We start from the raw sequence: 26,783 nt of genomic DNA, 5'->3' as shown, positions 1-26,783 counted from the left end.
AGACCTCAAGGGACATTTGGAAGCGATAATTGAGACACGCTCAATTAACCTTGGGGCTAGGCTAGAACAACAATTGAGACCATGTCAATTAATAAAAAGCGAAATGTCCTCCGGCTCCATGAAATCGCACGCAGGGTGAATTGACAGCCCCTCAATTTGCCCCGTGGGCGAGCACGATGCTAATCTGAGAGCCTGTCAATTAAACCCAAGGTACGCCTGGATGTCTGAAAGCTCCACCACCTCCGAAGCCGCCAAGGCGGCACCGCGCAAACGCTCGGGCCGTCGGCCCAAGGGCGATCAGGATGTCTCGCGAGACGCGATGATCGCCTGCGCCATCGGCATCGCCCGCAACGAGTCCCTGACGGAAGTGAGCATGGTGCGCATCGGCAAGGAGCTGGGTGTCGCGGCGGGCATGGTGCATTACCACCTGGGCAGCCGTGACGAGCTGATCAGCGCGGTGATCAACGCGGCGTTCAAGGACCGCGTGCAGCGGCTGCCCGCCCTCACCGGCGAATGGCGCACCGACATCGAGGCCTTCGCTCGCTCGTCACTCGCGACCCTCGAGTGCTGGCCCGGGCTGGCCACCTACATCCTGACCGAAAACAAGTTTCGCCTGTTCCAGCGCGTGCAGCCTGGCGAGATCGACTATGGCCTGGCGTATTTCGACCATATCGGCCAGATCCTCAAGGCGGCCGCACTGCCCCAGCCCTTCGCGGCCATGGCTTATCACCTGTTGCTGCTGTTCGTCTCGGTGATCGCGGCAGAAAAGGAAAACCATCAGGCGCCCCATGCCCATAGCGGTTTCATTGGCAGCTACCTGATGAAGTCTGCACAGCATTATCCGGGGGCCGAGTTCCTTGCAGCGGACTTCGTCACCATCGACAGCGGCTCGACGTTCGATTCGGGCCTGGCGGTGCTGCTGGATGGATTCGAGGGCTGGCGCAAGTGCTCGCCGTGATAGGTGCAGCGCCCTTGATGCAATTCCCCGACAGCCATGAAACCAGACGCGCCAGCGGCTACTCAGGCGCCCTCAAGGAGATACGGCTGCAGGTCGCGCCGGGCTTCATCCTGGAGCAGCCCCAGCGTCACTTCGATCCCGGCCTGACGCAGGATCTCGATACCTGCGCCAGCGTTTCGAGGATCGGGATCGAGCATTGCCACATGCACTCGCGCAATTCCCGCGCTCACCAATGCCCGTGCACATGAAGGCGTCCGGCCGGCAAATGAACAGGGTTCGAGGGTCACATAGGCCGTCAGCTCATCGAGGCCGCCTTCCAGCTGCGAAAGCGCCATTGCCTCGGCGTGATGCTGTCCGGGCGCCTGGGTGAACCCGCTGGCCACCACGCGCCCTTCGCGAACGATGACGCAACCCACCGGAGGGTTGGGCAAACACGCCGGCAGTGCCTGCCTGCCCTGAGCCAGTGCCAGGCTCATGAAGAGATTGTCGCTGTGGTCGAGGCCACTGTGGCGGGGGGTGGACGGCATACCTGGATCCTTGGCGGTGGAATTTATGCAACGGGCGGTTGATAGCGGCGAGCAGTACCTCAGCAATCCAGCAGCTCCTGCATCAAGGTAGGGTCGTAGTCCTCGCGGCGATAGTCAGCCATCTGCAGCAGATCAAGGCCGGCCTTCTGGCAGCGCTGCAAGCCTTCCTGGAGGTTGTCGAACAGCGCGAGCGCCTGGTCGTTGTAACGCCTCAGCGCCTCCACGCCATCGGGCCAGGCGCCGAGCTCCTCGAAGAAATCCTCGAAGCCCCGCTCCTCGTCCATGGTTTCCTGCGCCTCGAACACCCAGCCGCAGACATTCCGATATTCCTGGCGAAGGTCTTTGGCATAAGCGCGGAAGGCCTCCTCGTCCCAATCCTCGAACTCATGACGGAGGAACCCGGGCACATCGGCCATCGACTTGAAGCGCCGGGCGCCACTGTCCTGGCGCACCAGCGCTTCGAAATACTCGATCTCGGTGAACCTGTCGCCTTGCGGCAGCCAGCCCGCCAGCTGGTTGGCCTCATAGGTGGTGCTCACCTGCTGTTCGAGAAGCTCCAGGTATCGGGCGATATCGGTGCCGGCAAAAATGCGCTTCTGCACCTGCAGTTGACCCTCGAAGTCATCCACTTTCGTGCGGTAGAGGGCCGCCGACTCGTCAGCGTGCGCCATGACCCGCGCATAGCGCTCGCGCAAGCGGGTCATGCGCTGTTCTTCCTGCGCGGGGGCTGCGGTTTCGACGGGCCGGGCAAACTGCGCAAGCCCGCTCACGACGCCAAACGAGGCATCGCCCGCCACGATCCGCGACAGACCGAAGTGCTGGCGCACGCAGTCCTGCACATAGGGCGCCCGGGACATGCCACCGGTCATGAAGATGACCGGATTGGCCTCCGGCAGGTCGCTGCGCACCTGTTCCAGCAGTTGCCCAAGCTTGTCCAGGAAACCCCGCGCGCTTGCCGTCAGCGCAACGTCGTCAACATGCGCCGCCAGGTCCGGTTCAATGAAGTCCAGCGAGAGGCCAGCGGTGCTGTCGTCACTCAGTTCGATCTTGAGCTGCTCGACATCCCGGTTGAGCCTGACGGTCCTGCCCTTCAGGCGCAGTGCTTCCAGGCGTGTCCTGAAGGGTTCGACCACGCGCTTGATGCAGGTCTTGAGAAACTCCTGCTGCCGGCTCAACTCGGCCACCTTCGCCGCACTGCGGTAGGCATACTGCGCCAGCCCGTGCTCATGCCCATGGCCGAACAACGGCATGGCCACGCGCATGGACAGCTCGACATCCACGTCCGTGCCACCGAGCCCTTTGCCCCAGACGCGGTGGATCACCGGCTTGGCGGCGTTGCCACCGACCGTGGCATAGGCGACATCGGTGGTACCGCCACCGATATCGATGATCAGCGCCTCGTGTGCGACCGGCTCGTTCACGTGATACGCCAAGGCGGCGGCACAGGGCTCCTCGAGAAACTCGACCTCGGTAAAGCCCGCATCCTTCGCTGCCTGCTCCAGCAGACGTTGCGGGGCCAGGTGATCGACGCTGGCCCCGATACCGCGAAACTCGACAGGCCGCCCGAGCACCACCGCGCGAACGTCAGTGCCCAGCTGCTGTTCGGCGGCCTGGCGGATATGCGCCAGGACCTGGGCCACCACACCGGTCACGACATCGAGATAACGCGGCTCCAGCTTGAAGCCCAGCATGGACTTGGGCGACTGGAATATCGTGCCGGGTTCATTGTTGTACAGCGCATCGATGGCATCCTCGCCGAACACCCCCGTGGCCTGCCTGACGTGCAGCCCTTCCTGGGCGATGCTTTCGCTTTGCTGTTCGCGCCAGCGCCGGAGGATCGCATTGAACTCCATCCGATACATCTCTTCGTCGGCGAAGCGCCGCGGCTTGATCAGGGTCGAACGCCGCTTTTCCTTCTCCTGCGGCGAATACGGATCGCCCTCGCGCGCCCTTTTCCGCTCCTCGCCGAGCACCGCGGCAAGCCGCTTCTCATAATCGGCAAGCTGTTGGGAGTAGCGGCTCTTGCGTGCCCGGATCGCGTTGTCGATCTCGCGTTCGTGCTCGGCAGTGAGGCTGAACAGCGACTCATCCACGCGCCGATCGGGGAAGAACACCGCGGTGCGAAACTGCCGCTCCTGGCCGAAGGTGATGTACTGGACCTTGCCATTCATGCAAACCGCGGCACTGGAGAAACTCGTCCCGAAATCAACACCGATCTTCACGCGCTACTCCTGTAGTCCGACGCTGGCGCGTGGCACGGGGTGTGGACACGCTGGAAAGCCAGGGCTTTTTCGCTGGGGAGAGAATGATATCAAAGCGCCTTGAGCGCCGGAAAAATCAAATCCTGGCCCCCTTCAACAGGCTCCTGCTGTGCAAGCCCTGCAAGGCGACGATACTGCCAGACACGTTGCTACACTCTCCAATGTCGCCAATAACCCTGCAGGCCCACAAAGGGACGTGTAAATGAGCAAACTGCACGCCTACTCGACCGACGCAAGAAATAGATTGAAAGTATTGTCGTGCATCGCCGCAATAGCCTACGGAATTACAGCGGCCATTTCATACATCATCCCAAGACTGCTGGAGATAGCGGGTCTGGATGCCATTTATATTATCGGCCTCTACTCTCTGGTATTCCTGGGCATCTATTGGATTTATGATAAAAAAGCCTGGGTATTCGTTGGCAATGACATACCTGACCTTGGAGGCACCTGGATGGGCTGCACCTTGCCTAATTACCAAAGAGACTGGCCCCATCTGGCGATCGTTACTATCGAGCAAAACTGGTCTGAAATATACATTCATGAAGATGCCTTCTTCAAGAACGCTTCAGCAGAGCCTTGGGATCTCGACAAGAGGCTTGGTTACAATGAGTCGATCGTGGCGGCGCTCAAGGACAACACCGCGGAAAGATCCGATCTGTGTATCCTGTACGAGCACATTGGCCTGGGCAAGGAGCAGCCAAACTTCAAGGGGTCATATAACTTGCTCTATCTGAGCAACGAAAACAAACTTGTCGGAAATTACTTTACAAACAGATCGGTATCGATCCATAGCCCTGAAGGGCTGACACGCAAAGAAGGTAGTCAAGGTCCATTAATTTTGAGGCGAATCTCCAACAAGATACTCACAACCACTGAAGCGCTTGCCACGGCAACAGAGAGCAACGCAATCAAACAAATCGAAGCTGAGATCATGAAGCGCAAGATATGACCAATCGTTCTGGACGGATAAATGCTCATGTCATTCAATCAGTGTTCAACAGCCATTTTTACTTACCCAACATCAGACAATTCAGTCGCTCCTGCTGCGCCCCTCCGTAAGCGGCACTACGCGGCGCAGCCTCACACGTGTCAATTCCATGCTATTGCGGGTACAAAAAAGCCCAGCATGAGCTGGGCTTTCGTGAACGCCGGGGTCGTTACCACAGCGAAGCAGTCGAATCATCGATCATTTTTCGAAGAGGATCCGACAGCGTTGCTCAGGCCTTTTGAATTGTGATCGCCTGGCGTGGTTCGGGAGATGGCCGTGGACTTGGCCAAACCGCGAGTGTCTTTGGCGCGAGCGACACCCGAGGTGGTGGTCCCATGGCCGTTGTCGCTGTTGCGCGAACTACCGTAATGATTGCCGCTTGCGCCATGATCGCGCGTCGCCTTTCCAGCGTGATCACTGGCAGAGCCCTTGCTATTTCCACCATGTCCGCCCATGCCACCCGCATGCCCACCGCCGTTGCCACCGCCGTGTCCACCTCCGCCACCACCACCTTTGGCATGGGCGGAAGCAATCGGCGAGATATCAGCGGGCACCCATGCCGTTATCCCGAGCGCCAATGCACAAGCAACGACAGCAACCAGGGGTTTTCTCATTTGTATTCGCCTCCAGAGGCACGAGGGGGGAGCTAAAGTGCCGATGAGACTTGGAGCAGGCGTTTAAGTTCTCGCAGCCCGACCGAATGCCTCCAGCACCTGCCATCACCTCAGCAAAGGCAGCGATCGAGCACAGTCCGATGCATCGCTTTAAAATTCATATCACGCATAATTATTTAAATATAAATTCTGTATTTTCATAATTAACATATAACCAAAAAGAATTTTACGGCAACAACTTATACCCATACTGTTAAACCCAAGCCACCTCATCTACCTGGGGCGCTCTAGTCAGCGAGTCGGCAGACCGCCACCTCTAGAACCCATTGATGAGAGCCCCATGACGCAGCATGCCGTTACGCCTGCCCGCAGCCCCGGAGGGTACGAGAGTCCGGGTGACCTTGCCGTAAAGGCACATGACCATCGCCCAGGCACGCCTGTCACGCGGCGCACGTCGAGCGCCTCCAGCCCTTCCCCGACCGCACAGCGGACGGTGCCGGCACCCACGCCCACCCCATCCAGTCTGCACAAGCTCGCGGGCCTGGCCAGGCAACGCCTTGCCTACCTGGGCCAGGTCCTCGGACTGCTGCCCCTGCTCTTCATCCTCACCGCGCTGCTCTGCGCAGTCCTGCCAGAGCAGCTCGCCAGCCACGATCCGCGGCACATGGATCAGGACGCGATTCTCGCCGCACCAGGCGCGGCCCACCTGTTCGGCACAGACCAATATGGCCGGGACGTCTTCTCGCTGGTCGTCCATGGCGCCAGGCAATCGCTGATCCTGGGGATATGCGCCGTACTCATCGGCGGCAGCATCGGTGTGTTCCTGGGGATGCTCGCGGGCTTTCGCGGTGGTCGGCTGGATCGCCTCATCATGCGTCTGATCGATGTCTGGCTGTCGGTGCCTGACATTCTTCTCGCCATCATCATCGCCACGGCACTGGGCTCCAGTTTCACCAACGTCATCCTTGCGATCAGCCTGATGATCGTTCCCGCCTACGTGCGCGTCATGCGCAGCGCGGTGCTTGCGGTGCGCCACCGCGCATTTGTCGAAGCGTCCCGCTCCATGGGCGCATCGACGGCCTGGATCATCGTCCGGCACGTGTTCCCGCACTGCCTTTCGCCACTGCTGGTCAAGTCCACCATCGGTATCGGCACCGCCATTCTGGCGGGAGCGGGGCTGAGCTTTCTCGGCCTGGGTGCCATCGAGGAACTCCCCGACTGGGGCTACACCTTGGCACAAGGCCGCAGCTACCTGAGTGTTGCCTGGTGGATCTGCATCTTCCCCGGCCTGGCCATCACCCTGTTGGTCATCGCGATCAACCTTGTCGGAGAACGCCTCAAACACCGTATCGACCTGAAGCAACGCTCGCATTGAGTAGCGCCATGACTATCGTCCAATCCCAACCCGATCAACCGCCACTGCTGGAAGTCACCGACCTGCACATCGCCGTAGGCCAGAAAGGCCTGTCGACAACGCTGGTCAAGGGCGTGTCCTTCAGCCTGCGGCACAACCAGACACTGTGCATCGTGGGCGAGTCCGGAAGCGGCAAGAGCCTGACAGCGCAGGCCCTGATGCGTCTGCTCGACCCTCGGCTGTTCTCCATCAGTGGCAATATTTCGTTCAACGGCCAGGCGCTTCTCGCGCTCAGCGAGCGGGACATGCGCCCCCTGCGCGGCAAGCAGATCGCCATGATCTTCCAGGAGCCGATGAAGGCCTTCGACCCGGTCTACACGATCGGCAGCCAGATCACGGAAGTCATCCGCAAGCACGATGGACTGAGCCGCCACGCCGCGCTGGAGAAAACCCGCAAACTGCTGGCGGATGTGCGCATGTCGGACATCGACCTGCGTCTCGACCAGTACCCCCACGAACTCTCCGGCGGCATGCTGCAGCGCGCCATGATTGCCATGGCGCTGTCCTGCGATCCCCTGCTGCTGATCGCCGACGAGCCAACCACCGCGCTGGACGTCACCATCCAGGCGCAGATTCTCGAGCTGCTCGCCGAGATCAAGCAGCAACGGCAGATGTCCATCCTGTTCATCACCCATGACCTGGAAGTCGCGGCGCAGATCAGCGATGCCACCCTGGTGATGTACCAGGGCGAGGTGGTCGAACGAGACGACACCGGCCGCCTCTACCACACGCCTCAGCACCCCTACACCCAGAAGCTGCTGGGCGCACTGATTCCAATGGACAGTGCCGTCGGCCGCGCGCTCGGCGATACAGTGAGCGCTCGCCCCGCAGTCGCGCCGCCCTCGCCGGACACCGACAGCCAGGCACTGTTCAGCGTCAGCAATGTGTCCAGGTGGTTTCATTCCAGGCATTCGCGTGGCAAGCCGATCAAGGCCGTCAACGACATTTCCTTCTCCATCCGGCACGGCGAAAGCTTCGGCCTGATTGGCGAATCCGGCAGCGGCAAGTCGACGCTGGGCCGCTTGCTGACCGGCCTGGAAAAACCGACAGCAGGACAGATCCTGTTCAAGGGCCAGGACATCGCCCTGGCCGACAGGGAACAGCAGATGGCGTTTCGCAGGAACGCCCAGATCGTCTTCCAGAATCCCTACGACGCGATGAACTGGAAATGGACGGTCCGCGACATCATTGGCGAGCCGCTGAAACTGCACCACAAACTGCACAACGGCGAACTCTCGGAGCGCGTTCAGGAGCTGTTGCAGGAGGTCGGCCTGAGTCCTGACGCCCTGCATCGCTACCCGCGCTCATTCTCAGGCGGGCAGCGTCAGCGCATCAGCATTGCCCGGGCCATTGCCCTGAATCCGCAATTCATCCTGGCCGACGAAGCGGTGTCGGCCCTCGACGTTTCCGTGCAGAAGCAGATCGTCAACCTGCTGATCAGCCTGAGGGAAAAATATGGTCTGTCCTATCTGTTCATCGGCCACGGGCTGAATGTGGTGCGCCACCTCTGCGACCGTATCGGCGTCATGTACCTCGGCAAGCTGGTCGAAATCGCCCCCTCGACCAAGCTGTTCAGCCATCCGGCGCATCACTACACCCGCGCCCTGGCGAGCACCAACCCGGGGCAGGCTGCCGGGCCTTCCGACCTCCTGCTCAGCGGGGAAATTCCATCGCCCACCCACCTGCCGGACGGCTGCGTGTTTCACACCCGCTGTCCGGCGGCGACCGTGCAGTGCACACGCGAAGCACCCGAGCTTCGCCTGATCGCCAGCGATCGTTGGGCAGCCTGTCACTTCCCGCTGTAGTCATAAGGAAAACCCCATGCGTTCCAACATGAAGTTCTGGCTGGCCCCCCTCCTCGCCGGCATTCTTGTCGGCTGCGGCAACCCGGACGAATCCAAACCTGCCACAAGCGCCGCCAGGCAGGTGGTCTTCGGCATCGATGGCGGCGCACAGACCCAGTTCCAGCTCGACCCGCACCTGATCGCCTTCGCCCCCCACAACCGGATGCTGAGACAAATATTCGACAGCCTGGTCGTCCTGCTGCCGAACGACGAAACAGGCCCTTGGCTGGCGCGCTCCTGGGAAGTCTCCGCCGATAACAGGACCTATACCTTCCATTTGAAGGAAGGCGTCACCTTTCATGACGGTACAGTCCTGGACGCCGCCGCCGTGAAGTTCAACTTCGAGCGCATGGCCGAGCCCGCCTCGTTCGCCACCTACCAGGACTTCGACGCCTATGAAAAAGCAGAGGTCGTCGACCCGCTCACGGTCAGGCTTTTTCTCAAACGCCCTGATGCGGCACTGCTGAACAAACTGTCCAAATCCACCTTTGGCATCGTCTCTCCAGCGGCGGTCGCGAAGTACGGCAAGGAGTTCGCCTCGAACCCGGTGGGCAGCGGCCCCTTCCTGTTCAAGAGCCTCAGTCACGGCACGCAGATCAACCTGGAGCGCAATCCGCAGTACGCCTGGGCATCCGCCTTGTTTCCAGACAATGCAGCGCCGGTCATCGATCGCCTCATCCTGAAAAACCTGCCGGACGAAACCACGCGCATTGCTGCCCTGAAAAGCGGCCAGGTCGACGCCGTGGACATCGTACCGCCGCAGAACCTCATCGAACTCGCCGCCGACAACCACTTCGTCGTGCAGCAGAAGGAACTGCTGAACCACAACTTCTCCCTGTACTTCAACACCCTGCGCGCGCCGCTGGATGATGAAAATGTGCGCACTGCCGTACGCCTGGCCATCGACGTCGATTCGATCGTCAAGACGCTCTACCTCGGACGTTTCAAGAGAGCCTGGTCGCCGCTTTCGCCCTCGCTGCCCGGCTATGACGCGAGCCTGGAGAACAGCTGGAAGTACGACCCGGACCAAGCCAGGAAACTGCTCGACGGGCAAGGCTGGATCCTCGGCCAGGATGGCATCCGGACACGCAATGGCGAAAAGCTTCGCCTGGTGTTCGTGCACTTCGAGGGCAACCGGGAAAAGCGCCTCGACGTCATTACCATGGTGAAGAACCACCTGAAGAAAGTCGGCATCGATGTCGTCATCGACTCGGTGCTGGGCTTCAACTTCGAGAAGATCGCCAAGGGTGAGTGGAACATCTCCAACGGCAGCCAGTTCACCTCCGACCCCGATGTGCTGAGAAGCATCTACCGCGACAGGAGAGCGGGCGGCATCCGCATCATCACCCTGGCCGACGACACCCTCTCCGCCTGGCTGACCCAGGCCAGCCAGGAAACCGACAAGGGCCAGCGCCGCGAGCGCTACAAGAAGATCCAGGAACGCATCATCGGCAAAACCTACTCCGTGCCCATCTATGTCCTGCCCTACACGCTCGCCCACTCGAGCAGGGTGAGTGGCATCGTGCTGGATCAGGGCGGTTTTCCGCTCTTCCAGGCGGCACGCATTGCCCAGCCTTGACTCCCGATAGTCCGCAGGCACGCTTCGACACGGTGGTCGAAGCGTGCCCGCCTCGTCAGCGAGACCGAACATGTACATGCTGAATCGGCTTATCCATTCCCTGGGCGTCATCCTCGGCACGATCACCCTGGTCTTCTTCATCCTGTTCTGGCTGCCAGGTGACCCCGCCGAGATCGTTGCGGGAGAAAACGCCAGTCAGGAAACCATCCACGCCATCCAGGAACAGCTCGGTACCAACAGGCCCATACTCCAGCAGTACGCCTCCTACCTGGGCAAACTGCTGACTGGCGATCTGGGGACGTCGTTCATCACCAACACCCCCGTGCTCGACCGATTGCTGGAACAGATGGTCCCTACGCTGGAGCTGGCCCTCCTCGCGGCCCTGGTTGCCTTGCTGGCGGGCATTGCCTTGGGCAGTCTTTCCGCCATCTGCCACAAAAGCCTGCTGGACAGCGGCATCCAGTGGACCGCCCTGGTACTGGCATCCATGCCATCCTTCTGGCTGGGCACGCTGCTCATCCTGCTGTTTTCCGTCAGGCTGCAATGGCTTCCCTCCGTGGGCAACACGGGCTTCAGCAGTCAGATCCTGCCCGCGCTGGCATTGGGACTGATCGCCTCCGGCACGCTTATCCGCCTGGTACGCAGCAGCATGCTCGACACCCTCAACGAACCCTACGTCCTGACGCTGAAAGCCAAGGGCAGCGGCCTGCTGAACATCTACCTCAAGCATGCCCTGAAGAACTCGCTATTGCCCGTCGTGACCCTGTTCGGCGTGCTGCTGGGCACACTGCTGTCGGGCACCGTGGTGATCGAAATACTCTTCGCCAGGCAGGGATTGGGTCGCACAGTCATAGAAGCCGTAGGCCAGAAGGACATTCCGGTGATCCAGGGCGCCGTCCTGCTGATCGCCTCACTCTACGTTCTGATCAACCTGCTGGTCGATTTGTCCTACCGCTGTATCGACCCGAGGACACAGCAGGATACCCAACATCATTAAATGCAATTTACTAATATATTTGATATGACTTTATAAAATATAAACATCATAAAACAGTATTTCACCGCTCGCTGATTAGTCATTAATCTGGCCAGCAGGGACCTGATAACAGCTGGACCATACCTATGAAAAAACATTCAAAGACCAGCGAGACCACTAATGAAGAAGTCGAAACTTGCCGTAAGTATCGGCCTGGGCGCATTCGGTATGATGCTGCCCCCCGCTTATGCCGATGTCGTACAGAAAAACAAAAAGGCGGATGAATACCAGGAGGGCGCAGCCAGCACGCAAGCCCCCTCCAGCAGCGAGCCCCGGCTGAGTGACGTTGTGGTTACTGCACAGAAACGCTCCCAACCGCTGCAGGAAACGCCCGTCGCGGTCACCGCCTTCACCGCCGATGACATTGCCCAACAGTCGATTTCCACCTTCCGCGATCTCTCCGGCAAAGTTCCCGGCCTGGTAGCGCCCAAGCGCTCCACCTCCTACACCACCCAGCAATATTCCATTCGCGGCGTCGGCGAAATCGACACCTACCCCGAGCCGACCGTGGCCGTCTATGTGGACGATGTCTACCTCGCGCGAACAGTGGGTTCCATCTACGACACACCCGACCTGGAAAGGGTCGAGGTCCTGCGAGGGCCGCAAGGCACGCTCTATGGTCGAAACTCCAGCGCGGGCGCGATCAAGTTCGTCACCAAGGACGCCACCTCCGACCCGAGCGCCGAGGTCAGCACCTCCTACGGCAGCTACAACAACCTCAACCTGAAGGCCCGCGTCAATGGCCCGATCCTCGATGACGAGCGGCTCAACGGTTCGTTCTCGGTCGTGCGCAGAACGCGCGATGGCTGGACCCACAGCATTCCGCTGGACAAGGACGTCAATGACGTCGACCTGACCATGTTGCGCACCAAACTGAACTCGGTTCTTACCGACAAGCTGTCCGCCTCGTTCAGTGCCGATGGCATGTGGGATCGCAGTTCACAGACCTACTACACCCCGCACAACCAGCCCAATGGCCTGCCCGGCGGGGGCAGCCCGGACCCGGACAGAACCTGGTCGGATACCCGCCCGCTGAACAAGACCCAGGTCTATGGCGGCTCCCTGACCTTCTTCTACGACTTCTCACCGGAGATCACCCTGAAGTCGGTCAGTGCCTGGCGCGGCATGCAGGGCCCGATCTACTACGACAACGACGGCGTCACCGCGATCAAGAGCGACAGCTACGCAGGCTTCGACCAGCACTACTGGACGCAGGAGTTCAACCTCAACGGCAGCTATGACCGTCTGAACTATGTCGTGGGCCTGTATTACTTCGACGAGTTCTTCAACAACAACCGGCTGAACCAGAGCGCATCGAGCAACCTCAACAACGTCGGGGTCAGAGCCTGGGCGGACAGCGACTCCTACACCAGGAGCTGGGCGGTCTTCAGTCAGTTCGACTATGAGCTGACGGAACAACTCTCCACGACCCTGGGTGCGCGCTATACCGTAGAGCGCAAGAAATTCGACAACCTGGGTGCCACGCAAGCAGGCGTGCCGCTGATCTACCCGCTACCCGGCAACTTCGATCCGGATCTATTTTCCTCACTGTTCTCCAGTGGGGCCGCTCGCTACGACGTGAATGGCACCTGGGAAACCTACAGCAGCTTCACCCCCAAGCTCGGCCTGCAATACAAGTTCACGCCCGACCTGATGGGCTATGTCAGCTACTCCCAGGGGTTCAAGAGCGGTGGGTTCGACTTGCGCGCCACCAGCCTGGAAAGCTCCGTTACGCCCTACGACCCGCAGACGACGACAGCCTATGAGGTCGGCATCAAGGCGGCCTGGTTCAACAACCGCCTGACCACCAACCTGGCGGTCTACCGCAACAACATCGAAGAATTCCAGGTCCGCGCGTACACCACCGGTGCCCTGGGCACTGCGGGTTCGTTCCTGATCAACGCCGGCGATGCCCACTCGCAAGGCGTAGAGCTGGAAATCTCCGCCTTGCCGACAGAGAACCTGACGCTGGGCTTCAACCTGGCCTACCTGGAAACCGAATACGACAAGTTCACCGCCACCCTGCCCACCAACGAACAAGGCCTGACCACCCTCAAAGGGCTGGACTTCCCGTACGCGCCAACCTGGCAAGCCAGTGCCAGCGTCAACTACCGGGTGCCGCTGGACATCCCCGGTGCGCTGCGCCTTGGCCTGGATGCCAACTTCGAATCCAAGCGCTATGCCGACGTGCTCAACACCGAGCAGACCGCGGTGTCGTCGCAGACCTTCTTCAATGGCACGATCAACTGGACCTCACCGGACGGCACCCTCACCACCGGCCTGGAAGGCAAGAACCTGACCGACCTGAGACGGCCGCAGTCAGGCGGCTACCGCACGCGCTTTTCCGGCACGGAACCGACGTACTACCACGCCTACAGCGAGCCACGGTTCATCAACCTGTTCGTCACCAAGAAGTTCTGAGTGCCTATCAGCCATCATGATCCGCTACAGGTAGTTGCGCCCGCAGTCCTGCACACAGGGCGCCCTGGACGGGCCACCGGTCATGAAGATGACCGGATTGGCCCTCGTCCTCCAGTACCTCCACCGCCAGCCGCGCCATGGCGCTGTTGAAGGATTGCGGCTCGTTGTGAGCATGGACGATCAATACCTTCATGGCAGCTCCAGCAGCTTGACGCCGTTGTACTTGAAAAAGAACTGGTCGGCGGGAATCACCACATCGCGGTAACGACCGCTCAGGGCCATGCCCATCATGTCCACTTGCAGTTGCTCCTGGTCGATCATGTAGTCGAGAAAGCGCTGGGCCTGCGCCGGGCCGATGCTGCGCAGGGTCCGCAGCCAGGCCAGGTACTTCACGGTCTCGTGGTGGACCAGGCGCAGCAGCAGCCCCTGCAGGGGCCGCGGTACGGAGGACACCAGCCAGGATTTCACCCGGGTCGCCCGACCCGGGGTGGTGTCCAGCCCCCAGTGCTCGGCCGCGGCCTGGTAGCGCGGCTGGTTGAACGCCTCGAGGTCGGCGTAGGTTTTCCAGAAGGTGTAGGCCGGCTGCCCGGCCACGCGCGTGGCCATGCGGGTGACCGCAGCATGGGCGAAAGCACGGTTGGCCAGTTCGTGGCGCAAGCCTTTGAGAAACTCAGGTGATGGCATGGGAATCCCGTCCATTGAAAAGCAGCGTGTTGACCATGGGTAGGCGGTTCAGGGGGCGGTGAGGTAGTCGAGCAACGCCTTGCGCTGCTGCTCGTCATGCAGTTGCAAGGCGATGCCGCGCATCCAGATCGCCAGTTCGCTGGCGTGTTGTTCACTGCCGCGCGTGCCTTCGCTGAAGGCCTGCAACTGCCGCTCGAGGTAGACGCGGTCGAGCACCCGCAGGTTGGCCGTCTTCAGGTGCGCGAAGCCCTGCCCCTGGGGGCCATGACAGGCGGCGCAGGTGCCCTGGTACAGCGCCTGCCCCTGGCCGGCGGCAGGCAGCGCCGTGGTCGCTGCGCCAAGCCCGGCGAAGTAGCGCGCAAAGGCCTGGCGATCGTCCTCGGTCAGGTTGGCGGCGATGGCGCGCATCTGCGCGCCATGGCTGTCCCGCGGGTCGTAGCCGCGGCGCCCGGCCTGGAAGTCGCGCAGCTGGGTCAGCAGGTAGTCGCCCTGCTGCCCGGCCAGGCGCGGCGCACCCAGGGCCGGATTACCCTGGCCCGCGCTGCCGTGGCAGGCCACACAGGTGGCCGCCTGGGGCGGTGGCGGCGCGGCGAGCGCGCTGAAGGTGGCGGTGAGGGCCAGCAGGCCGGCACACAGGCGAGGTCTCATCGGTCGGTGTTCCCTGGTGGTTGTTCTTGTTCGGCGATGCGTTTCAGCAGGCGCTCGCGGGTGGCGTTGACGTCGGCAGGTACCGCGTGGCGCCACTGCCGCACTTCGGCGCCGCTGTAGGCCTGGAAATCCGCGGGCAGATGGCTGGCGTCGAAACGCACCAGCATCCAGTTCAGGACGCCGGCCAGGGCCTCGTCCGACAGCCCCGACAAGGCCGAGCCGGGCACCTGCACCAGGTACTCACGGCCCCCCGGCACCCACAGGAACTTGCCCAGCTGGCCGGGAAAGGCCGGCACGCCGCGCTGCGGATTGCCACTGCCGTCGGGCAAGTGGCAACCCTGGCAACTGAGCATGTAGTCGAACTGGCGCGGCTCGGTGGCCCAGGCCTGCGTCGCCAGCGCCAGCAGCAGCACCCAGGACAGTCGGCTGGCCATGCCCTACTCCTTGACCCCGATCACCACCGACAGCGAGCAGTGGTACGGCATGTCCGCCTGGCTGCCGGAGCACCAGTTGATGTCGTTGGAGCTCTGCGGTCGGTACAGCGGCGTGTCGCCCTGGTCGCGCTGGCAGACGCAGCGGCCGCAGTTGCTCTTGCCGCAGCAGTCGTTGTACGAGATCACGTAGTCCTTGCCATCGGTGGGGTTGCGGCAGGTGCCGATCCAGGTGATGTCCGAGCGCACGGTGCCGGGCGGACAACTACTGGAGGTGCCGCCGCAACAGCCGCAGAGAAAGCCGTCGATGGCGCAGTGACGCCAGTACTCGCAGCTGTTCGGGTCGCCGGACTCCTGCAGCCCGGCGCTGGACTGGGCGAAGGCACCGCCGCGGAACACCGGCAGCAGCGTGGTCGCCCCGGCGCCAACCAGCAAGGTGCCCAGGCCACCGAGAAAGCCTCGGCGCGAGGTGCCACGGGCAACGCGACGGGTCAGCAGTTGGGTGGCTTCGTCGAACCATTTGATCGTCATGCTCAGGCCTCCTGCTGCGCGGCGTTGTACGCCTGGACCGTGGGATGCCCCAGGCGCCGCGCTTCCAGCAGGCTCTCCAGGTGCTCACGGCTGTTGACCAGGCCATGACTGGCGACGCTGCCCTGCTCGTCGATCAGCACCGCGTAGGGCAGTTTGCTGATCTGGTACGCCAGGCCGACCTCCCGCGACAGCAGGTAGGGATAGCCCTGCAGGCCCTGGGCAGCGATGAAGGCCAGGTGCGCGGCGGCTTCGCCGTCGCTGGCCAGGACGATGTCCAGGCGCTCCTGGCGGCGCAGGGCGTCGAGTACCGGCAGCAGCGTCTTGCACACCGGGCAGGTTTCGGAAAGGAAGAACAGCAAGGTCGGCTGCGCCCTGGCGCCGCCCAGGCTGACGGCACCACCGGTCAGGCTCGGCAGGGTGAACAGCGGTGCCGGCGCGCCGGCCTTGATCGCCTTGCCCAGCGACAGCGCGCCCACCGGCTGGAGGCGTTCGTGGAGCAGCCCGACCTGGCGCGCCAGGGCCCACACCGCGAGGATCAGCAGCAGGATCAGCGCCCACGACAGCAGGCAGGAAATTATCAGAGCATGGGTCATGGCCGTTGCCTCAGGGATACACGGTTGGAAATCAGCAGGTTCGCCAGTTGGTAGCTGGCGGCGGCGCCGATGAAGACGACGACCAGGGTGAAGACGTCGAGCCAGGTCAGCGTCCGCGCGCTCATCGGCACCAGCAGGTTCGCCGCCAGTGCCGCCAGCAGCAGGTTGCGCCACACCAGCGCCCGGGCCGGCGGCTGCGGGCGACCGCCGAAGTGGCAGCCGCAATCCTCGATGACCGCACCGTGGCGCGCACTCAGCGCCAGCACCCCGGCGTAGAGCGCCAGCAGCAGCGCCGCGGGCAGGGCCGCCAGCGGCCAGCGGCTGCTGAGCAGCAGCCCGGCGGCGGCCAGCACCTCCAGCAGCGCCAGCAGGTGCGGCCACCGCGGTGCCGCGCACCATGGCCCGAGCACCTGGGCATAGCGCTGCAGCACCTGGGCGAACGCCTCGGGGGCGCGCAGCTTGTGCAGCGCCGCGGCGCCCAGCAGCAGGCCCAGGCCGCCGGCGCTGGCAACATGCACCAGCGGATCGTGGAGCAGCTCGACGCTCACCATGGCATCACCACATTGAGAAAGCCCAGGGGGATATCGCCGACGCTGCGCAAATGCTCGCCGCTGTCGGCGTCGTACAGGTTCACGGCCTGGCGCAGCAGTGGCGTCAGCCCGGCCTCGCCTTCGGTGAGGTAGATCCACAGGGCAAAGGGCCTCGGCATGGGCGCGACCCAATCCAGGCTGTACAGGCGTGGCTGCGCACCCTGGCTGACGCCGATGGCGGTGCTCTGCTCCTTGAGCGGCAGACGCGCCAGCCGCTGCCGGGTGCGCACGTCGTACACCCACACCTCGGTGCCGGGTTTCTGGTAGTTCTCCGGCAAGTCCTTGTGCATCAGCACGAACAGCCGCCCGCTCTGCCGGTGGAAGGCCACGCCGTGGTTGCCGGCGATCCCCCAGCCATCGCTGCGTTCCTCGTCGCTGAGCAACGACCACTGCGCGAGCGGCTGTACACCATCGGCGCGCATGCCCAGGGCATAGGCGTGATTCTGCTGCGAGACGAAGTACCAGGTGTCGCCATCACGCACGCCGGTGGTCAGCAGCAGGTCCTTGAGCGGGTCGAATGCCGGAGGCGTGCGCTCCTGCAGGGTCACCTGCCCCTGATCGCCCAGGCGCAGGTGGAAGAAACCGCCATTGCCGCAGATCGCGTAGAAGTCGCGGGGACCGGCCGGATAGATCGACGCACAGCCGGGGATCGGCACTTCGCTGACAAAGCGCTGGCGCTCCAGGTCGACCACCGAGATCGACTGCGCCGGGGTGAAGTTGAGTACCAGCAGGAAGCGCTCGTCATCGGACAGCACGCTGAGCCCGGTGGAGATCAGCGCGGTCATGCGCTTGGCCGGGATCTCGATCTCGTGCTTGGGGCTGAGGGTGCGGGCGTCGTACACCGTGACCACGTCGCTGCGCTTGCCGCGCACGCCACGGCTGAAATGGATCTCGGTGGCATACAGCTCGTCGCGGCCCTGGGCCAGTTGCAGGCCGTTGGACCAGATGCCGGTACTCAACTGGCCGAGGTTGCGACCCTGGTCGTCGAACAGGTAGGCACGGCCATCGACCATGTTGGGCGCGTTGCTGCCCCAGATCCAGAACCAGTGCTGGTCACGATGATCATCCAGCACTTCGACACGGGCCTGCTCCGGCATGAAACCCGCGAACGCCGAGGCAGCGCCGGCGCACAACGAAAGACCACACAACAGATGACGCAGGAATTGCTTGAACATTGGGTGCTCCGCTACAGGCGATCGGCCTGGGCTTGAGTCTATCGAGGGGCTTTTGCGCTGGATTGGCGCGCGGCGCCAGGCGCTTTGGCATCCGGTGCCACGCTGTCCAGCACGCCAGCGCTGCCGAACAGCAGCAGGCGACCTGACGGCGCGGCCAGGGCCGAGAGGTTCAGGCGGTCCTCGCGCTGGTGGCTGGTGAACTGAGCCACCTGCGGGTCGGAAACCGCCACCAGGCCGGCGTTGCCGACCAGGGCCACGCGGCCATCGTCCAGTTGCGTCACGGCCGTGATCGCCTCGTGGCTGGCGCTGTCCAGCACACGCCATTCGCGGCCTTGAGCGTCCCCCAGGAGCACCCGCCCGCTCATGCCGGCCAGCAGCACACGGCCATCGCGCAGGCCGGTGCCGGTCCACAACGAGCCACTGACGCCCGTGTCCAGCCGTTGCCAGGACGCCCCCTGGTCGCTGGAGCGGTAGGCGTGGCCGGCCTCGCCGGCGATGAACAGGCTGCCGTCGGCGGCGCTGAACACCTGGTTGAGGTGGAAGTCGTCGCCCTCCTCACCCACCTGCACTCGCTGCCAGGTCTTGCCGCCATCGACAGTGCGCGCGGCATAGCCGTAGGCACCGACGACCAGGCCGTTACGACTGTCGCTGAACAGTACCGAGAGCAGTACCGGCCTGCCGTCCAGGCGCTGTTGCAGGTCCCAGTTGCGGCCGCCATCGACGCTGTGCAGCAGCACCCCGCTATGCCCCACCGCCCAGCCCTGCCGCTCATCGATGAAGCTCACCGCAGTCAGCAGCCCATCCACCGGCACGCGCTGGGCCTGTTGCCACGCACGACCATCGCCCGACAGCGCCACCACGCCATGGTCGCCCACCGCCACCCAGCCCTGCCCCGCCCGCGCGACCGCCACCAGCGGCGCCTGGCGCACCTCGTGCAGGGCAATGGCCGGCGCCGCCCAGCCCGGCGTCGCGCACATCAGTCCCAGCACCCAAGGCAACACTCGAACACTTTTCATCACTCAGCCCCTCTCAATGCGCGAGCAGGGGCGCGCGAACCGGCCCCCGTCGCGGAACCAGTCTTTCCAGGACCACCGCCAGCGCCGGCAGCAGGGTCACCGCCATGAGCATGTTGGCCATGAACATGAAGGTCAGCAGCAGGCCCATGTCGGCCTGGAACTTCAGCGCCGAGAACGACCAGGTGGCCACCCCCACCGACAGGGTCAGGGCGGTGAACACCGTGGCCACGCCTACCTCGCGCAGGGCCTGCTGGAACGCGGCGACGATGTCGCGTCCGGCGGCCAGGTGCAGTTGCAGGCGGTTGTAGATGTAGAAGGCGTAATCCACCCCGACGCCCACGGCGAGCACCATCACCGGCAGGGTCGCCACGGTCAGGCCGATATCCAGCGCCTTCATGAACCAGTAGCCGAGGAAGGTCGCCAGGGTCAGCGGCAGGCAGCAGGCGAGCATGGCCCGCCAATCGCGGTACACCAGCCCGACCAGCAGCACGATGGTCAGGTACACGTAGAGCATCATCGGCAGCTCGGAGCCCTCGACCACCGCATTGGTGGCCGCCTGCACCCCGGCGCTGCCGCTGGCCAGGCGCACCGTCACCCCGGGCAGCGCATGCGCCTGGCGGTACTGCTCGATGGCCGCGGTCACCTGCTTGAGGGTGCTGGCCTTGTGGTCGGCCAGGTACAGGTTGACCGGCAGCACCCTGCAGTCGGCATCGAACAGGCGCAGCGCCTCGGGCACCTGGCGCACCGCCTCACCGAGGGAAAGCTCGTCGGCCGGCAGCGCCGCCCATTTCGGGTTGCCCTCGTTCACCCCCGCGGCCGCCAGCTTGGCCATGGCCGGCAGTGACTGCGCCGAGAGCACGCCGGGCAGGGTCGCCAGGTACCAGGTGAGGCGGTCGACATAGGTCATGACGTCATGCCGGTAGCAGCCACCGGGCGGTGTCGCCACGGCCACGGTAAACAGGTCCAGGCCCAGGGCGAAGTGGCTGACCACCTGCTCGACATCCTGGTTGTAGCGCGAATCGGCATGCAGCTCGGGCGCCCCCGGCAGCACATGGCCGACATGCCGGCCCTGGCTCTGCCACACCGCCACCACCATCAGCAGCGCGCCGAGCAGGGTCATCCGCACCGCGTTGCGTGGCTCGGCGATGCGCCCAAGGCCGCTCATCAGCCCTTCGCGGCGCGCCCGCAGGCGCTCCACCCGGGCCACGTAGCGCGCGTCGAAACGGCAGTAGCTGGCCAGCAGCGGCAGCATCACCAGGTTGGTGACGATCTTGTAGGCCACTCCCACCGAGGCGGTGATCGCCAGCTCGCGGATCATCGGAATGGGCACCAGCACCAGCGTCGCGAAGCCGACAAAGGCGGTGATCAGGGCCAGGGTGCCGGGGATCATCAGGCCGACGAAACTGCGCCGGGCGGCGGTCATGCCATCGGCGCCGGCACAGACTTCCTTGGCGATGAAGTTGACCTGCTGCACGCCATGGGACACCCCGATGGCAAACACCAGGAACGGCACCAGGATCGCCAGCGGGTCGAGGCCGAAGCCGAGCAGCGTCAGGGTGCCGAACTGCCACACCACCGACACCAGCGAGCACGCCAGGGGCAGCAGGGTCAGGCGCCAGGAGCGGGTGTACCAATAGACCGCCAGCGCAGTGAGCACGAAGGCCAGGGCGAAGAACTCGACCACGCTGCGCGCGCCGGCGCCGATATCGCCCATCTGCTTGGCGAAGCCGATGATCTGCACGTCGAAATCGGCATCGGCATACTGCGCCCGCACCTGGGTTTCCAGTTCGCGACTGAAGGCCAGGTAGTCCAGGCGCTTGCCGGTGGCCGGGTCCGGGTCGGCCACCACCATCGCCCCGCGCTGGTCGTTGGCCACCAGGCTGCCGACAAAGCCGCCGGCCAGGGTGCGCTCGCGAATCCCGGCGATGGCCCGGGCGTCGAGGGTGGCGACGGTGACATCACCGCCGACCACATCCTCGGCTTTCATGCCCTCCTCGGTGATCTGCACCGCGCGGGTGTTCGGCGTCCACAGCGAGGTGACGCTGCGCCGGTCGATGCCCGGCAGGAAGAACAGGGTCTGGGTCAGGTCGTGCAGGCGCGTCAACGCCGCGCTGTTCCAGATGTCGCCGTGGCGCGCACGCAGGACCACGATCACCCGGTTGGCGCCGAACAGCACGTCGCGGTACTCGTTGAACGTCTTGATATAGGGGTGCTGCTGCGGCAGTTGCTTGTCGAAGCCCGCCGACATTTCCAGGCGGGCGGCGAACGTCCCCATCAGCACAGTGACCAGCGCCAGCGACCCCAGGGTCGCCAGGCGATGGCGAAAGACCAGGCGCTCGAGCGCCGAGACCAGATAAGCCAGCATGAATAGCCTCCCCGCCACGCGCCTTGGGTGCGCGTGGCGGTCGGATCAGAAGGAGTAGGAAAGGTTGCCGCTGATGAAGTCGCGGTCGGCCATCAGGTTGCTGTCGCCACCGCCCCAGTAGCGCACCCACTGCAGGCCGCCTTTCCAGCGATCGCGGTAGTTGAACAGCAAGGAACCGGTCAGCGACTTGCGTCCCTCGACGAAGGGCATGGCGTTGGGTGTGGTGCCCTTGACGTCATGGCTGAAGTCCACTTGCGGGGTGACGGTGACGCCGCTGTCGAACAGGTTCGGGTAGTTGACCCCGAACTCGGTGACGTAGCCCCAGGAGGTGCGGTCGGGCAACGAGTAGTCCGGCATCACGTAGGGCACCTCGCCCGACAGGTCCAGGCCCGGATAGCGCACCAGCGCCACCTCCGCCAGCAGGAACGCATCGGAGGCGCCCAGGGCGCCGGGAATGAAGCCCAGCGGGTCGTTGGCCGAGAAGGTGTAGGTGGCGTTGAGGTCGGCCTGCCACTTGCGCGTCTCGATGAAGCCCCGGTGCTCGCCGCGGTCAAACACGCTGTAGTGGTTGAAGCGGCCGGTCAGGCCCTGGCCGAACGGCACCGTCGGGTCGATGCCCACGCTGTCCCGGGGCCGCAGCGACAGCTCGCCGGCCACCGCCACCGGCCCCACCAGGGTATTCATGGACAGGCCGAAGAGGTCCTTGTCCTCGCCGTAGTCGATGAAGTAGTCGTCCACCACCAGGGCGTCCGGGTTACTGCGCGCCGTGTAGCCGATGAAGGGCAGCTTGTCGTGGTAGCGCTGGTAGAACAGGCCGAACTCGGTGCCGATCGACTCGGCCATCCAGCGCAGGGCCAGGCCGTACTGGCCGCGGTTGCTGGCCTTGCGCTCACCGCCGTAGGGGACCGCCAGGCCGCTGGCGACGATCTGCTCGTGGCTCAGGCCGCTGCTCAACGGGTCGCCGCAGCGGCCCGTGGGCGTGCCGGCGCAGATGCCGGGCAGCAGGCCCTCGGCGTAGTTCGTCGGGTAGTAGATCGCCCGGCGCCCCTCGCCGGCGACGTCGGCGCTGGAAAAGTAGCTGCCGACCGGGTCGAGGCCATAGGCATTCCACTTGAACTGGTAGTAGCCCTCCAGGCTCAGGCTGTCGCTCAGCCCCAGGCTGAACGAGGCCATCGGCGCGGGGATGAACACCTCTTTGAGCTGGGTGCCCGGGGTGTGGTACTTGGGCAGGCTGAGGGCGTTGATCTGGTTGATGCCACCGCTGATGAACAGCTCCGCACCCCAGCTGATCACCTGGTTGCCGACCTTGACCTTGGCCGGCATCTCGCCGATGTCGAAACTTTTCGCCAGCCACAGGTCGAGCAGGTCGAAGCGTCTGGTGGCATCGCGGCGGGCCGGGCCTTCCAGGTCGCTGCGGCGGGTATCGTCCATCTTGAAGTCGCGGGCCCAGGCGACCCGGCCCAGGGCACTCCAGCCCTCGCCGAAGCGCAGACTCAGCTCGTGGGTGCCCTTGAGCACCTGGGAGAACACGTCGTGCTTGTGGTAGTTGAGGTTGCCGTCGTCGGCATTGGCGTAGTTGATGTCGGCGTTGGCGTAGCCGTTGCCGCGTTCGAGGTTGTAGTAGCGGCTCAGTTCGTTGCCGGTGCCGGTGTTGCAACCACCGTTGTCGCTGCCCAGCAGGTGGCAGTCGGGGGACTGCAGGCGGCTGGCGAAGCCGTAGGACAGGGTCGAGTCGAAACTGCCCGAGAGGCCGTCTTCGCCACCGAAGGTCAAGGCCTGGCAAGGCTGCGCGCCGAGCAGGCCGACGACCGCCAGGGTCAGGGCCGGGCACGCGGTGGCCTTCGCCCATTCGCGCGAAAGGTACTTGTTCATGGTCTGGTCTCCGGCCGATCAGCGCTCGCCGCGACGGCGCAGTTCGTTGGCGTTGAACAGCTTGTCGCTGACCCGGCCCTGCAGGCCGGCGGTCAGGTCCGGCGCCGCGCCTTCCTGGGTGAAACCGTCGGCGATGTAGCGCCGGGCGATGAGGTCGTAGCTGACGTACTCGAAACCGGTGCAGGCCTGGATCTCGGGATCGGCCCACAGGCTGCCTTCCTGCACCCGCCACAGGTTGCCCCTGGCGTCATACATGTCGACATGCAGCAGGCTCCAGCTGTCCTCGTCGAAATAGAACACGCGCTTGGCGAACAAGTGGCGCTTGTCGGCCTTGACCGTGGCCTCGACCACCCAGACCCGGTGCTTCTCGTAGCGCTGCACGTCGCGGTCCAGGTACTGCTCGCCGATCAGCTTGTCGTAGGTGTTGCGCTTGTCCACCAGGCGGTAGGAGTTGTACGGCACGATCATCTCGCGCTTGCCCTGCAGCTTGAAGTCGTAGCGGTCCAGGGCGCCGGTGAACATGTTGATCTGGTCGACGAAGTACAGGTTGTCGGAGCCGGCGATCGGGTTGTCGTAGGCGAAGGTCGGCGCCTGGCGCACGCGGCGCTGGCCGGGGAAGTAGATCCAGGCATTCTGCGGCTGGTCGAGGCGCGCGTGCACCAGGTACATCTCGCCGGCCCGCGACGACGGCGACTGGATGTCGTAGAGCAGCTTGGCCTCGATGTCGCCGGTATCCTGCGGGCTGGTCACCGCCGGGTCGTTGTAGGGGTAGTACTCGCTGGCCCACTGGCGCACCTCGGTGAGCCCGCCACCGGCTTCGCGGCGCAGGAAGGAGATCTGCGCCTTGCGCCCCTTGGCCATGTAGCGCAGCTTGTAGTTCCACAGCACCTCGATGCCGCTTTTCGGTTGCGGGAACGGCACCGCAGCCCCGGCGGCGCGTTCCAGGCGCCAGCCATCGGCACCGATACTGGCCTGGCCGGCGAACTGCCGGGTGCGCTGCGCAACGTCGGCCGGGAGCGCGCAGCTGCGGTGGGTGGGATAGACGTCCAGGCGGTAGCCGGGGTAGGCCTTGATCAGCGCCACCTGCCCTTCGGGCAGTTGCGCCTGATGCTGGGCAAGGTTGCTGGCATCGATGGTGTACAGGCGCTGGTCGGCGGCATAGGGATCACCGTGGCCCGGGGACCAGCCGGCGGGCGCCTGGGTCAGGCCGCCGCTCCAGGCCGGAATGCTGCCGTCGCCATTGCCGGCCTTTTCGGCACCGGCCGGGGTGAGTTCGGCGAAGGCGGTGAACGAGGTGGTGGTACCGAGCAGCGCCAGGAGCGCGCCGCCCAACAGGGACAGGGGGCGTTGTTTCATGAACTTTTCCTTGCGTGGTTCTTGTGGTTATCGAAAGGCAGTTCGCTGCAGGCAAAGGCGCGAAAAACGGGGCCGCCAGGGGCGGCCCCAAGGTGCTGCGGCTCTGCGAGAGAAACAATATTGGAAGCGTCCGGTCCTGGGCTTGGCAGGTGGCGCCAGGGGGGTTGTCATTTGGTGCCAGGTGATTTCCGAGCCAGGTGCTTGCCTCAAGTCTTGCAGCGCCCATGAAATCGAGCGCCGCCCGCGCGGCGCATCGCGGATGAATCCGCTCCCACATTTGTTGCAACGTACCTATGCCTGACAGGCCATGGTTGTCCGCCTTGTCGGCACGACGCGATATCGAGCCGAACCCAACAGCCTCCCCGCGATGCATCGCCGCAAGACAAAGGCTGGCAACTCAACTCTCACAGGCCATGGCACGTTGCAACCAATGTGGGAGCGGATTCATCCGCGATGCGCCGCGCGGGCGGCGCTCGATCTGGAGGGCGCTGCAAGGCTCAAGACAGGCACCTTGTTACACCATTACCCCTTCACCCCCCGCTCCTCCCACCAATCCCAGACCCGCAACGCATGCCGCGCGGTACGCCCGGCCCAGCACGACAGCGTGGCCCCCGGCATCGGGATGGCCTTGCGGTTGACGATCCAGAAATCGGTCAGCTCGCTCCTGCGCCCCTGCAACAGATCGGCGATGGTCCGCCCGTTCAGATGACTCAGCGCCACGCCATGGCCGAAACAGCCACCGGCGTAGATCAGCCGTTCATCGTCGATGAAGCTGATTTCCGGGACCATGTCGGCATTCACCGACACCGGCCCGCCCCAGCGATAGGCGATGCGCACATCGCGCAACTGCGGGTAGATCCACTTCAGGTGCGCCTCGCAATGCGCCCAGGTAGCCGGCGACGGTTGCTCGACCATGGCGCTGCCGGTATAGGCCCGTACATCGCCACCGCCCATGACGATGCGGCCATCCACGGTCGGGCGGAAGTAGTGCAGCATCTGCCGGTTGTCGCCAAAGGCCTCGCGCCCCTTCCAGCCGATGCTCTGCCACAGCGCATCGCCCAGCGGCTCGGTGACCACCTGGTAGGTCCATAACGGAAACTGGCGCTGCCGCAGGGTGCGGGTGCCGGGGATCTGCCGCGCATAGGCATTGGTGGCGATCACCAGCTTGTCGGCGGTTACCCTGGCATGGGGCGTGCGCAGCACGATGGCGGTGTCACCGCGGGCGATATCCAGCACGGGAGTCGCTTCATGGATGCGCACCCCCACCGAGGCGGCGAGCATCTTCAGCCCGCGCACCTGCTTGCAAGGGTCGAGGTAGCCGGTCTCGGTTTCATGGATGCCGCCCAGCAAGCGCGGCGAATCATGCCCCTCGCGCAACTGCTGCGCGCTGCACCAGCGCATGTCCGCAGCCAGGCCCAGCGATTCGTAGAGTTCCAGGGTCTTGCCCAGGCGCGCCAGCTGACGCGGCGCGTAACTCACCCGCAGCAGCCCGGCATGCCGGTAGTCGCAGTCGATGCCATGGCTGTCGATGACTTCGCGGGTGTAGGCCACCGCCTTTTCCAGGTAGCGGTGGGCCTCGATCATCCGCTGCCGGCCCCAGCGCAGCACCACCAGTTCCGGCTCCAGGCCGAACAGTTTGGTACTGAAACCGGCATTGCGGCCGCTGGCGCCGAAGCCGATCAGCGCCGCCTCCAGCACCAGCACCCGGGCCCCGGGGTTGTCGCGCTTGAACTGCCAGGCGGTGTTCAGCCCGGTGAAGCCGCCACCGATCACCGCCACATCGACCTTGAGGTCTTCGGTCAGGCGGGTGTTGGGCACGTAGACGCCATAGTCGTGTTGCCAGAAGGAACGGGGTTCATTGTTGTTGTCGTGCATAC

General features: G+C 64.0%; 23 protein-coding genes. 7 read left to right on the top strand and 16 right to left on the bottom strand.

What is annotated here, in order from left to right:
- The first annotated feature begins 220 nt into the window (after window positions 1-220).
- A complete protein-coding gene (locus tag RTI28_RS20080) occupies window positions 221-958 on the top strand; it encodes a TetR/AcrR family transcriptional regulator (protein ID WP_316922039.1) in 738 nt (245 codons plus the stop codon).
- Between the two features lie 62 nt (window positions 959-1,020).
- Here RTI28_RS20080 and RTI28_RS20075 read toward each other — a convergent pair whose 3' ends face one another.
- Together RTI28_RS20075 and RTI28_RS20070 are read right to left on the bottom strand one after the other, a co-directional pair.
- Window positions 1,021-1,485, bottom strand: a complete 465-nt coding sequence (locus RTI28_RS20075; RefSeq protein ID WP_316922038.1) for a bifunctional diaminohydroxyphosphoribosylaminopyrimidine deaminase/5-amino-6-(5-phosphoribosylamino)uracil reductase RibD — start codon at window positions 1,483-1,485, stop codon at window positions 1,021-1,023.
- Window positions 1,486-1,544: 59 nt separating this feature from the next.
- Complete coding sequence (locus RTI28_RS20070; protein WP_316922037.1) at window positions 1,545-3,707, bottom strand: Hsp70 family protein; 2,163 nt, start codon at window positions 3,705-3,707, stop codon at window positions 1,545-1,547.
- 241 nt (window positions 3,708-3,948) lie between these two features.
- On the opposite strand from RTI28_RS20070, the gene RTI28_RS20065 reads away from it, so the two are divergent.
- Window positions 3,949-4,698: a hypothetical protein gene (locus RTI28_RS20065; RefSeq protein WP_316922036.1), complete on the top strand. Its 750-nt coding sequence runs from the start codon at window positions 3,949-3,951 to the stop codon at window positions 4,696-4,698.
- Window positions 4,699-4,928: 230 nt separating this feature from the next.
- Here RTI28_RS20065 and RTI28_RS20060 read toward each other — a convergent pair whose 3' ends face one another.
- Window positions 4,929-5,351, bottom strand: coding sequence for a hypothetical protein (locus RTI28_RS20060; protein ID WP_316922035.1), 423 nt, complete (start codon window positions 5,349-5,351; stop codon window positions 4,929-4,931).
- Between the two features lie 340 nt (window positions 5,352-5,691).
- Here RTI28_RS20060 and RTI28_RS20055 point away from each other — a divergent pair, with 340 nt between their 5' ends.
- The 5 genes from RTI28_RS20055 (at window position 5,692) to RTI28_RS20035 (ending at window position 13,645) form a co-directional block, all read left to right on the top strand.
- On the top strand, window positions 5,692-6,726 hold the full coding sequence (locus RTI28_RS20055) for an ABC transporter permease (protein ID WP_316922034.1): 1,035 nt from the start codon (window positions 5,692-5,694) through the stop codon (window positions 6,724-6,726).
- A gap of 8 nt (window positions 6,727-6,734) precedes the next feature.
- Entirely contained in the window at window positions 6,735-8,570 is a 1,836-nt protein-coding gene (locus tag RTI28_RS20050) for an ABC transporter ATP-binding protein (protein WP_316922033.1), read from the top strand.
- A gap of 28 nt (window positions 8,571-8,598) precedes the next feature.
- Window positions 8,599-10,188 carry an ABC transporter substrate-binding protein gene (locus RTI28_RS20045; protein ID WP_316922032.1) on the top strand — a complete coding sequence of 530 codons (1,590 nt, stop codon included), beginning with the start codon at window positions 8,599-8,601 and terminating at the stop codon, window positions 10,186-10,188.
- Between the two features lie 70 nt (window positions 10,189-10,258).
- The gene (locus RTI28_RS20040; protein WP_316922031.1) at window positions 10,259-11,185 is read left to right on the top strand and encodes an ABC transporter permease; all 927 of its coding nucleotides are present in this window, start codon (window positions 10,259-10,261) and stop codon (window positions 11,183-11,185) included.
- Between the two features lie 327 nt (window positions 11,186-11,512).
- Window positions 11,513-13,645, top strand: a complete 2,133-nt coding sequence (locus RTI28_RS20035) for a TonB-dependent receptor (protein WP_316922030.1) — start codon at window positions 11,513-11,515, stop codon at window positions 13,643-13,645.
- Window positions 13,646-13,652: 7 nt separating this feature from the next.
- Here the strand turns inward: RTI28_RS20035 and RTI28_RS30440 are convergent, their stop codons facing one another.
- The 13 genes from RTI28_RS30440 to RTI28_RS19970 all read right to left on the bottom strand — a co-directional run bounded on the left by RTI28_RS30440 (window position 13,653) and on the right by RTI28_RS19970 (window position 26,781).
- Window positions 13,653-13,838, bottom strand: a complete 186-nt coding sequence (locus tag RTI28_RS30440; RefSeq protein ID WP_410479018.1) for a hypothetical protein — start codon at window positions 13,836-13,838, stop codon at window positions 13,653-13,655.
- Window positions 13,835-14,329, bottom strand: a complete 495-nt coding sequence (locus RTI28_RS20025; protein ID WP_316922029.1) for a hypothetical protein — start codon at window positions 14,327-14,329, stop codon at window positions 13,835-13,837. The genes RTI28_RS30440 and RTI28_RS20025 overlap by 4 nt, the downstream gene beginning before the upstream one ends.
- A 48-nt stretch (window positions 14,330-14,377) precedes the next feature.
- Complete coding sequence (locus tag RTI28_RS20020; protein WP_316922028.1) at window positions 14,378-14,977, bottom strand: c-type cytochrome; 600 nt, start codon at window positions 14,975-14,977, stop codon at window positions 14,378-14,380.
- Window positions 14,974-15,411: a hypothetical protein gene (locus RTI28_RS20015; protein ID WP_316922027.1), complete on the bottom strand. Its 438-nt coding sequence runs from the start codon at window positions 15,409-15,411 to the stop codon at window positions 14,974-14,976. Before RTI28_RS20015 ends, RTI28_RS20020 begins: the two co-directional genes overlap by 4 nt.
- A 3-nt stretch (window positions 15,412-15,414) precedes the next feature.
- Window positions 15,415-15,933 (bottom strand): methylamine dehydrogenase light chain, encoded by a 519-nt coding sequence (locus tag RTI28_RS20010; protein WP_377696998.1) that lies wholly within the window; start codon window positions 15,931-15,933, stop codon window positions 15,415-15,417.
- 8 nt (window positions 15,934-15,941) lie between these two features.
- Window positions 15,942-16,532 carry a redoxin domain-containing protein gene (locus RTI28_RS20005; RefSeq protein WP_316922026.1) on the bottom strand — a complete coding sequence of 197 codons (591 nt, stop codon included), beginning with the start codon at window positions 16,530-16,532 and terminating at the stop codon, window positions 15,942-15,944.
- A complete protein-coding gene (locus tag RTI28_RS20000) occupies window positions 16,529-17,083 on the bottom strand; it encodes a MauE/DoxX family redox-associated membrane protein (RefSeq protein ID WP_316922025.1) in 555 nt (184 codons plus the stop codon). Before RTI28_RS20000 ends, RTI28_RS20005 begins: the two co-directional genes overlap by 4 nt.
- On the bottom strand, window positions 17,077-18,297 hold the full coding sequence (locus RTI28_RS19995; protein WP_316922024.1) for an amine dehydrogenase large subunit: 1,221 nt from the start codon (window positions 18,295-18,297) through the stop codon (window positions 17,077-17,079). Before RTI28_RS19995 ends, RTI28_RS20000 begins: the two co-directional genes overlap by 7 nt.
- A 38-nt stretch (window positions 18,298-18,335) precedes the next feature.
- Window positions 18,336-19,313, bottom strand: a complete 978-nt coding sequence (locus tag RTI28_RS19990; protein WP_316922023.1) for a WD40/YVTN/BNR-like repeat-containing protein — start codon at window positions 19,311-19,313, stop codon at window positions 18,336-18,338.
- A gap of 13 nt (window positions 19,314-19,326) precedes the next feature.
- On the bottom strand, window positions 19,327-21,678 hold the full coding sequence (locus tag RTI28_RS19985) for an efflux RND transporter permease subunit (protein WP_316922022.1): 2,352 nt from the start codon (window positions 21,676-21,678) through the stop codon (window positions 19,327-19,329).
- A 45-nt stretch (window positions 21,679-21,723) separates the two neighbouring features.
- Window positions 21,724-23,550, bottom strand: a complete 1,827-nt coding sequence (locus RTI28_RS19980) for a DUF1302 domain-containing protein (RefSeq protein ID WP_316922021.1) — start codon at window positions 23,548-23,550, stop codon at window positions 21,724-21,726.
- Between the two features lie 18 nt (window positions 23,551-23,568).
- Complete coding sequence (locus RTI28_RS19975; RefSeq protein ID WP_316922020.1) at window positions 23,569-24,906, bottom strand: DUF1329 domain-containing protein; 1,338 nt, start codon at window positions 24,904-24,906, stop codon at window positions 23,569-23,571.
- A 522-nt stretch (window positions 24,907-25,428) separates the two neighbouring features.
- Window positions 25,429-26,781 (bottom strand): FAD-binding oxidoreductase, encoded by a 1,353-nt coding sequence (locus RTI28_RS19970; protein WP_316922019.1) that lies wholly within the window; start codon window positions 26,779-26,781, stop codon window positions 25,429-25,431.
- Window positions 26,782-26,783 lie beyond the last annotated feature (2 nt).

Source organism: Pseudomonas sp. zfem002 (assembly GCF_032621685.1).
GTDB classification, from domain to species: Bacteria; Pseudomonadota; Gammaproteobacteria; order Pseudomonadales; family Pseudomonadaceae; genus Aquipseudomonas; species Aquipseudomonas japonica.
The sequence above is the reverse complement of the archived record's forward strand: the minus strand, read 5'-3'. Positions and strand labels throughout refer to the sequence as shown.

Coding starts and splice junctions, on each gene's coding strand:
- RTI28_RS20005 (WP_316922026.1), bottom strand. CDS start 16,532: ATGACCCATGCTCTGATAATTTCCTGCCTGCTGTCGTGGGCGCTGATC.
- RTI28_RS20025 (WP_316922029.1), bottom strand. CDS start 14,329: ATGCCATCACCTGAGTTTCTCAAAGGCTTGCGCCACGAACTGGCCAAC.
- RTI28_RS20050 (WP_316922033.1), top strand. CDS start 6,735: ATGACTATCGTCCAATCCCAACCCGATCAACCGCCACTGCTGGAAGTC.
- RTI28_RS20045 (WP_316922032.1), top strand. CDS start 8,599: ATGAAGTTCTGGCTGGCCCCCCTCCTCGCCGGCATTCTTGTCGGCTGC.
- RTI28_RS20020 (WP_316922028.1), bottom strand. CDS start 14,977: ATGAGACCTCGCCTGTGTGCCGGCCTGCTGGCCCTCACCGCCACCTTC.
- RTI28_RS20055 (WP_316922034.1), top strand. CDS start 5,692: ATGACGCAGCATGCCGTTACGCCTGCCCGCAGCCCCGGAGGGTACGAG.
- RTI28_RS20075 (WP_316922038.1), bottom strand. CDS start 1,485: ATGCCGTCCACCCCCCGCCACAGTGGCCTCGACCACAGCGACAATCTC.
- RTI28_RS30440 (WP_410479018.1), bottom strand. CDS start 13,838: ATGAAGGTATTGATCGTCCATGCTCACAACGAGCCGCAATCCTTCAAC.
- RTI28_RS19990 (WP_316922023.1), bottom strand. CDS start 19,313: ATGAAAAGTGTTCGAGTGTTGCCTTGGGTGCTGGGACTGATGTGCGCG.
- RTI28_RS19980 (WP_316922021.1), bottom strand. CDS start 23,550: ATGAACAAGTACCTTTCGCGCGAATGGGCGAAGGCCACCGCGTGCCCG.
- RTI28_RS19985 (WP_316922022.1), bottom strand. CDS start 21,678: ATGCTGGCTTATCTGGTCTCGGCGCTCGAGCGCCTGGTCTTTCGCCAT.
- RTI28_RS19970 (WP_316922019.1), bottom strand. CDS start 26,781: ATGCACGACAACAACAATGAACCCCGTTCCTTCTGGCAACACGACTAT.
- RTI28_RS20000 (WP_316922025.1), bottom strand. CDS start 17,083: ATGGTGAGCGTCGAGCTGCTCCACGATCCGCTGGTGCATGTTGCCAGC.
- RTI28_RS20015 (WP_316922027.1), bottom strand. CDS start 15,411: ATGGCCAGCCGACTGTCCTGGGTGCTGCTGCTGGCGCTGGCGACGCAG.
- RTI28_RS19975 (WP_316922020.1), bottom strand. CDS start 24,906: ATGAAACAACGCCCCCTGTCCCTGTTGGGCGGCGCGCTCCTGGCGCTG.
- RTI28_RS19995 (WP_316922024.1), bottom strand. CDS start 18,297: ATGTTCAAGCAATTCCTGCGTCATCTGTTGTGTGGTCTTTCGTTGTGC.
- RTI28_RS20060 (WP_316922035.1), bottom strand. CDS start 5,351: ATGAGAAAACCCCTGGTTGCTGTCGTTGCTTGTGCATTGGCGCTCGGG.
- RTI28_RS20065 (WP_316922036.1), top strand. CDS start 3,949: ATGAGCAAACTGCACGCCTACTCGACCGACGCAAGAAATAGATTGAAA.
- RTI28_RS20040 (WP_316922031.1), top strand. CDS start 10,259: ATGTACATGCTGAATCGGCTTATCCATTCCCTGGGCGTCATCCTCGGC.
- RTI28_RS20080 (WP_316922039.1), top strand. CDS start 221: ATGTCTGAAAGCTCCACCACCTCCGAAGCCGCCAAGGCGGCACCGCGC.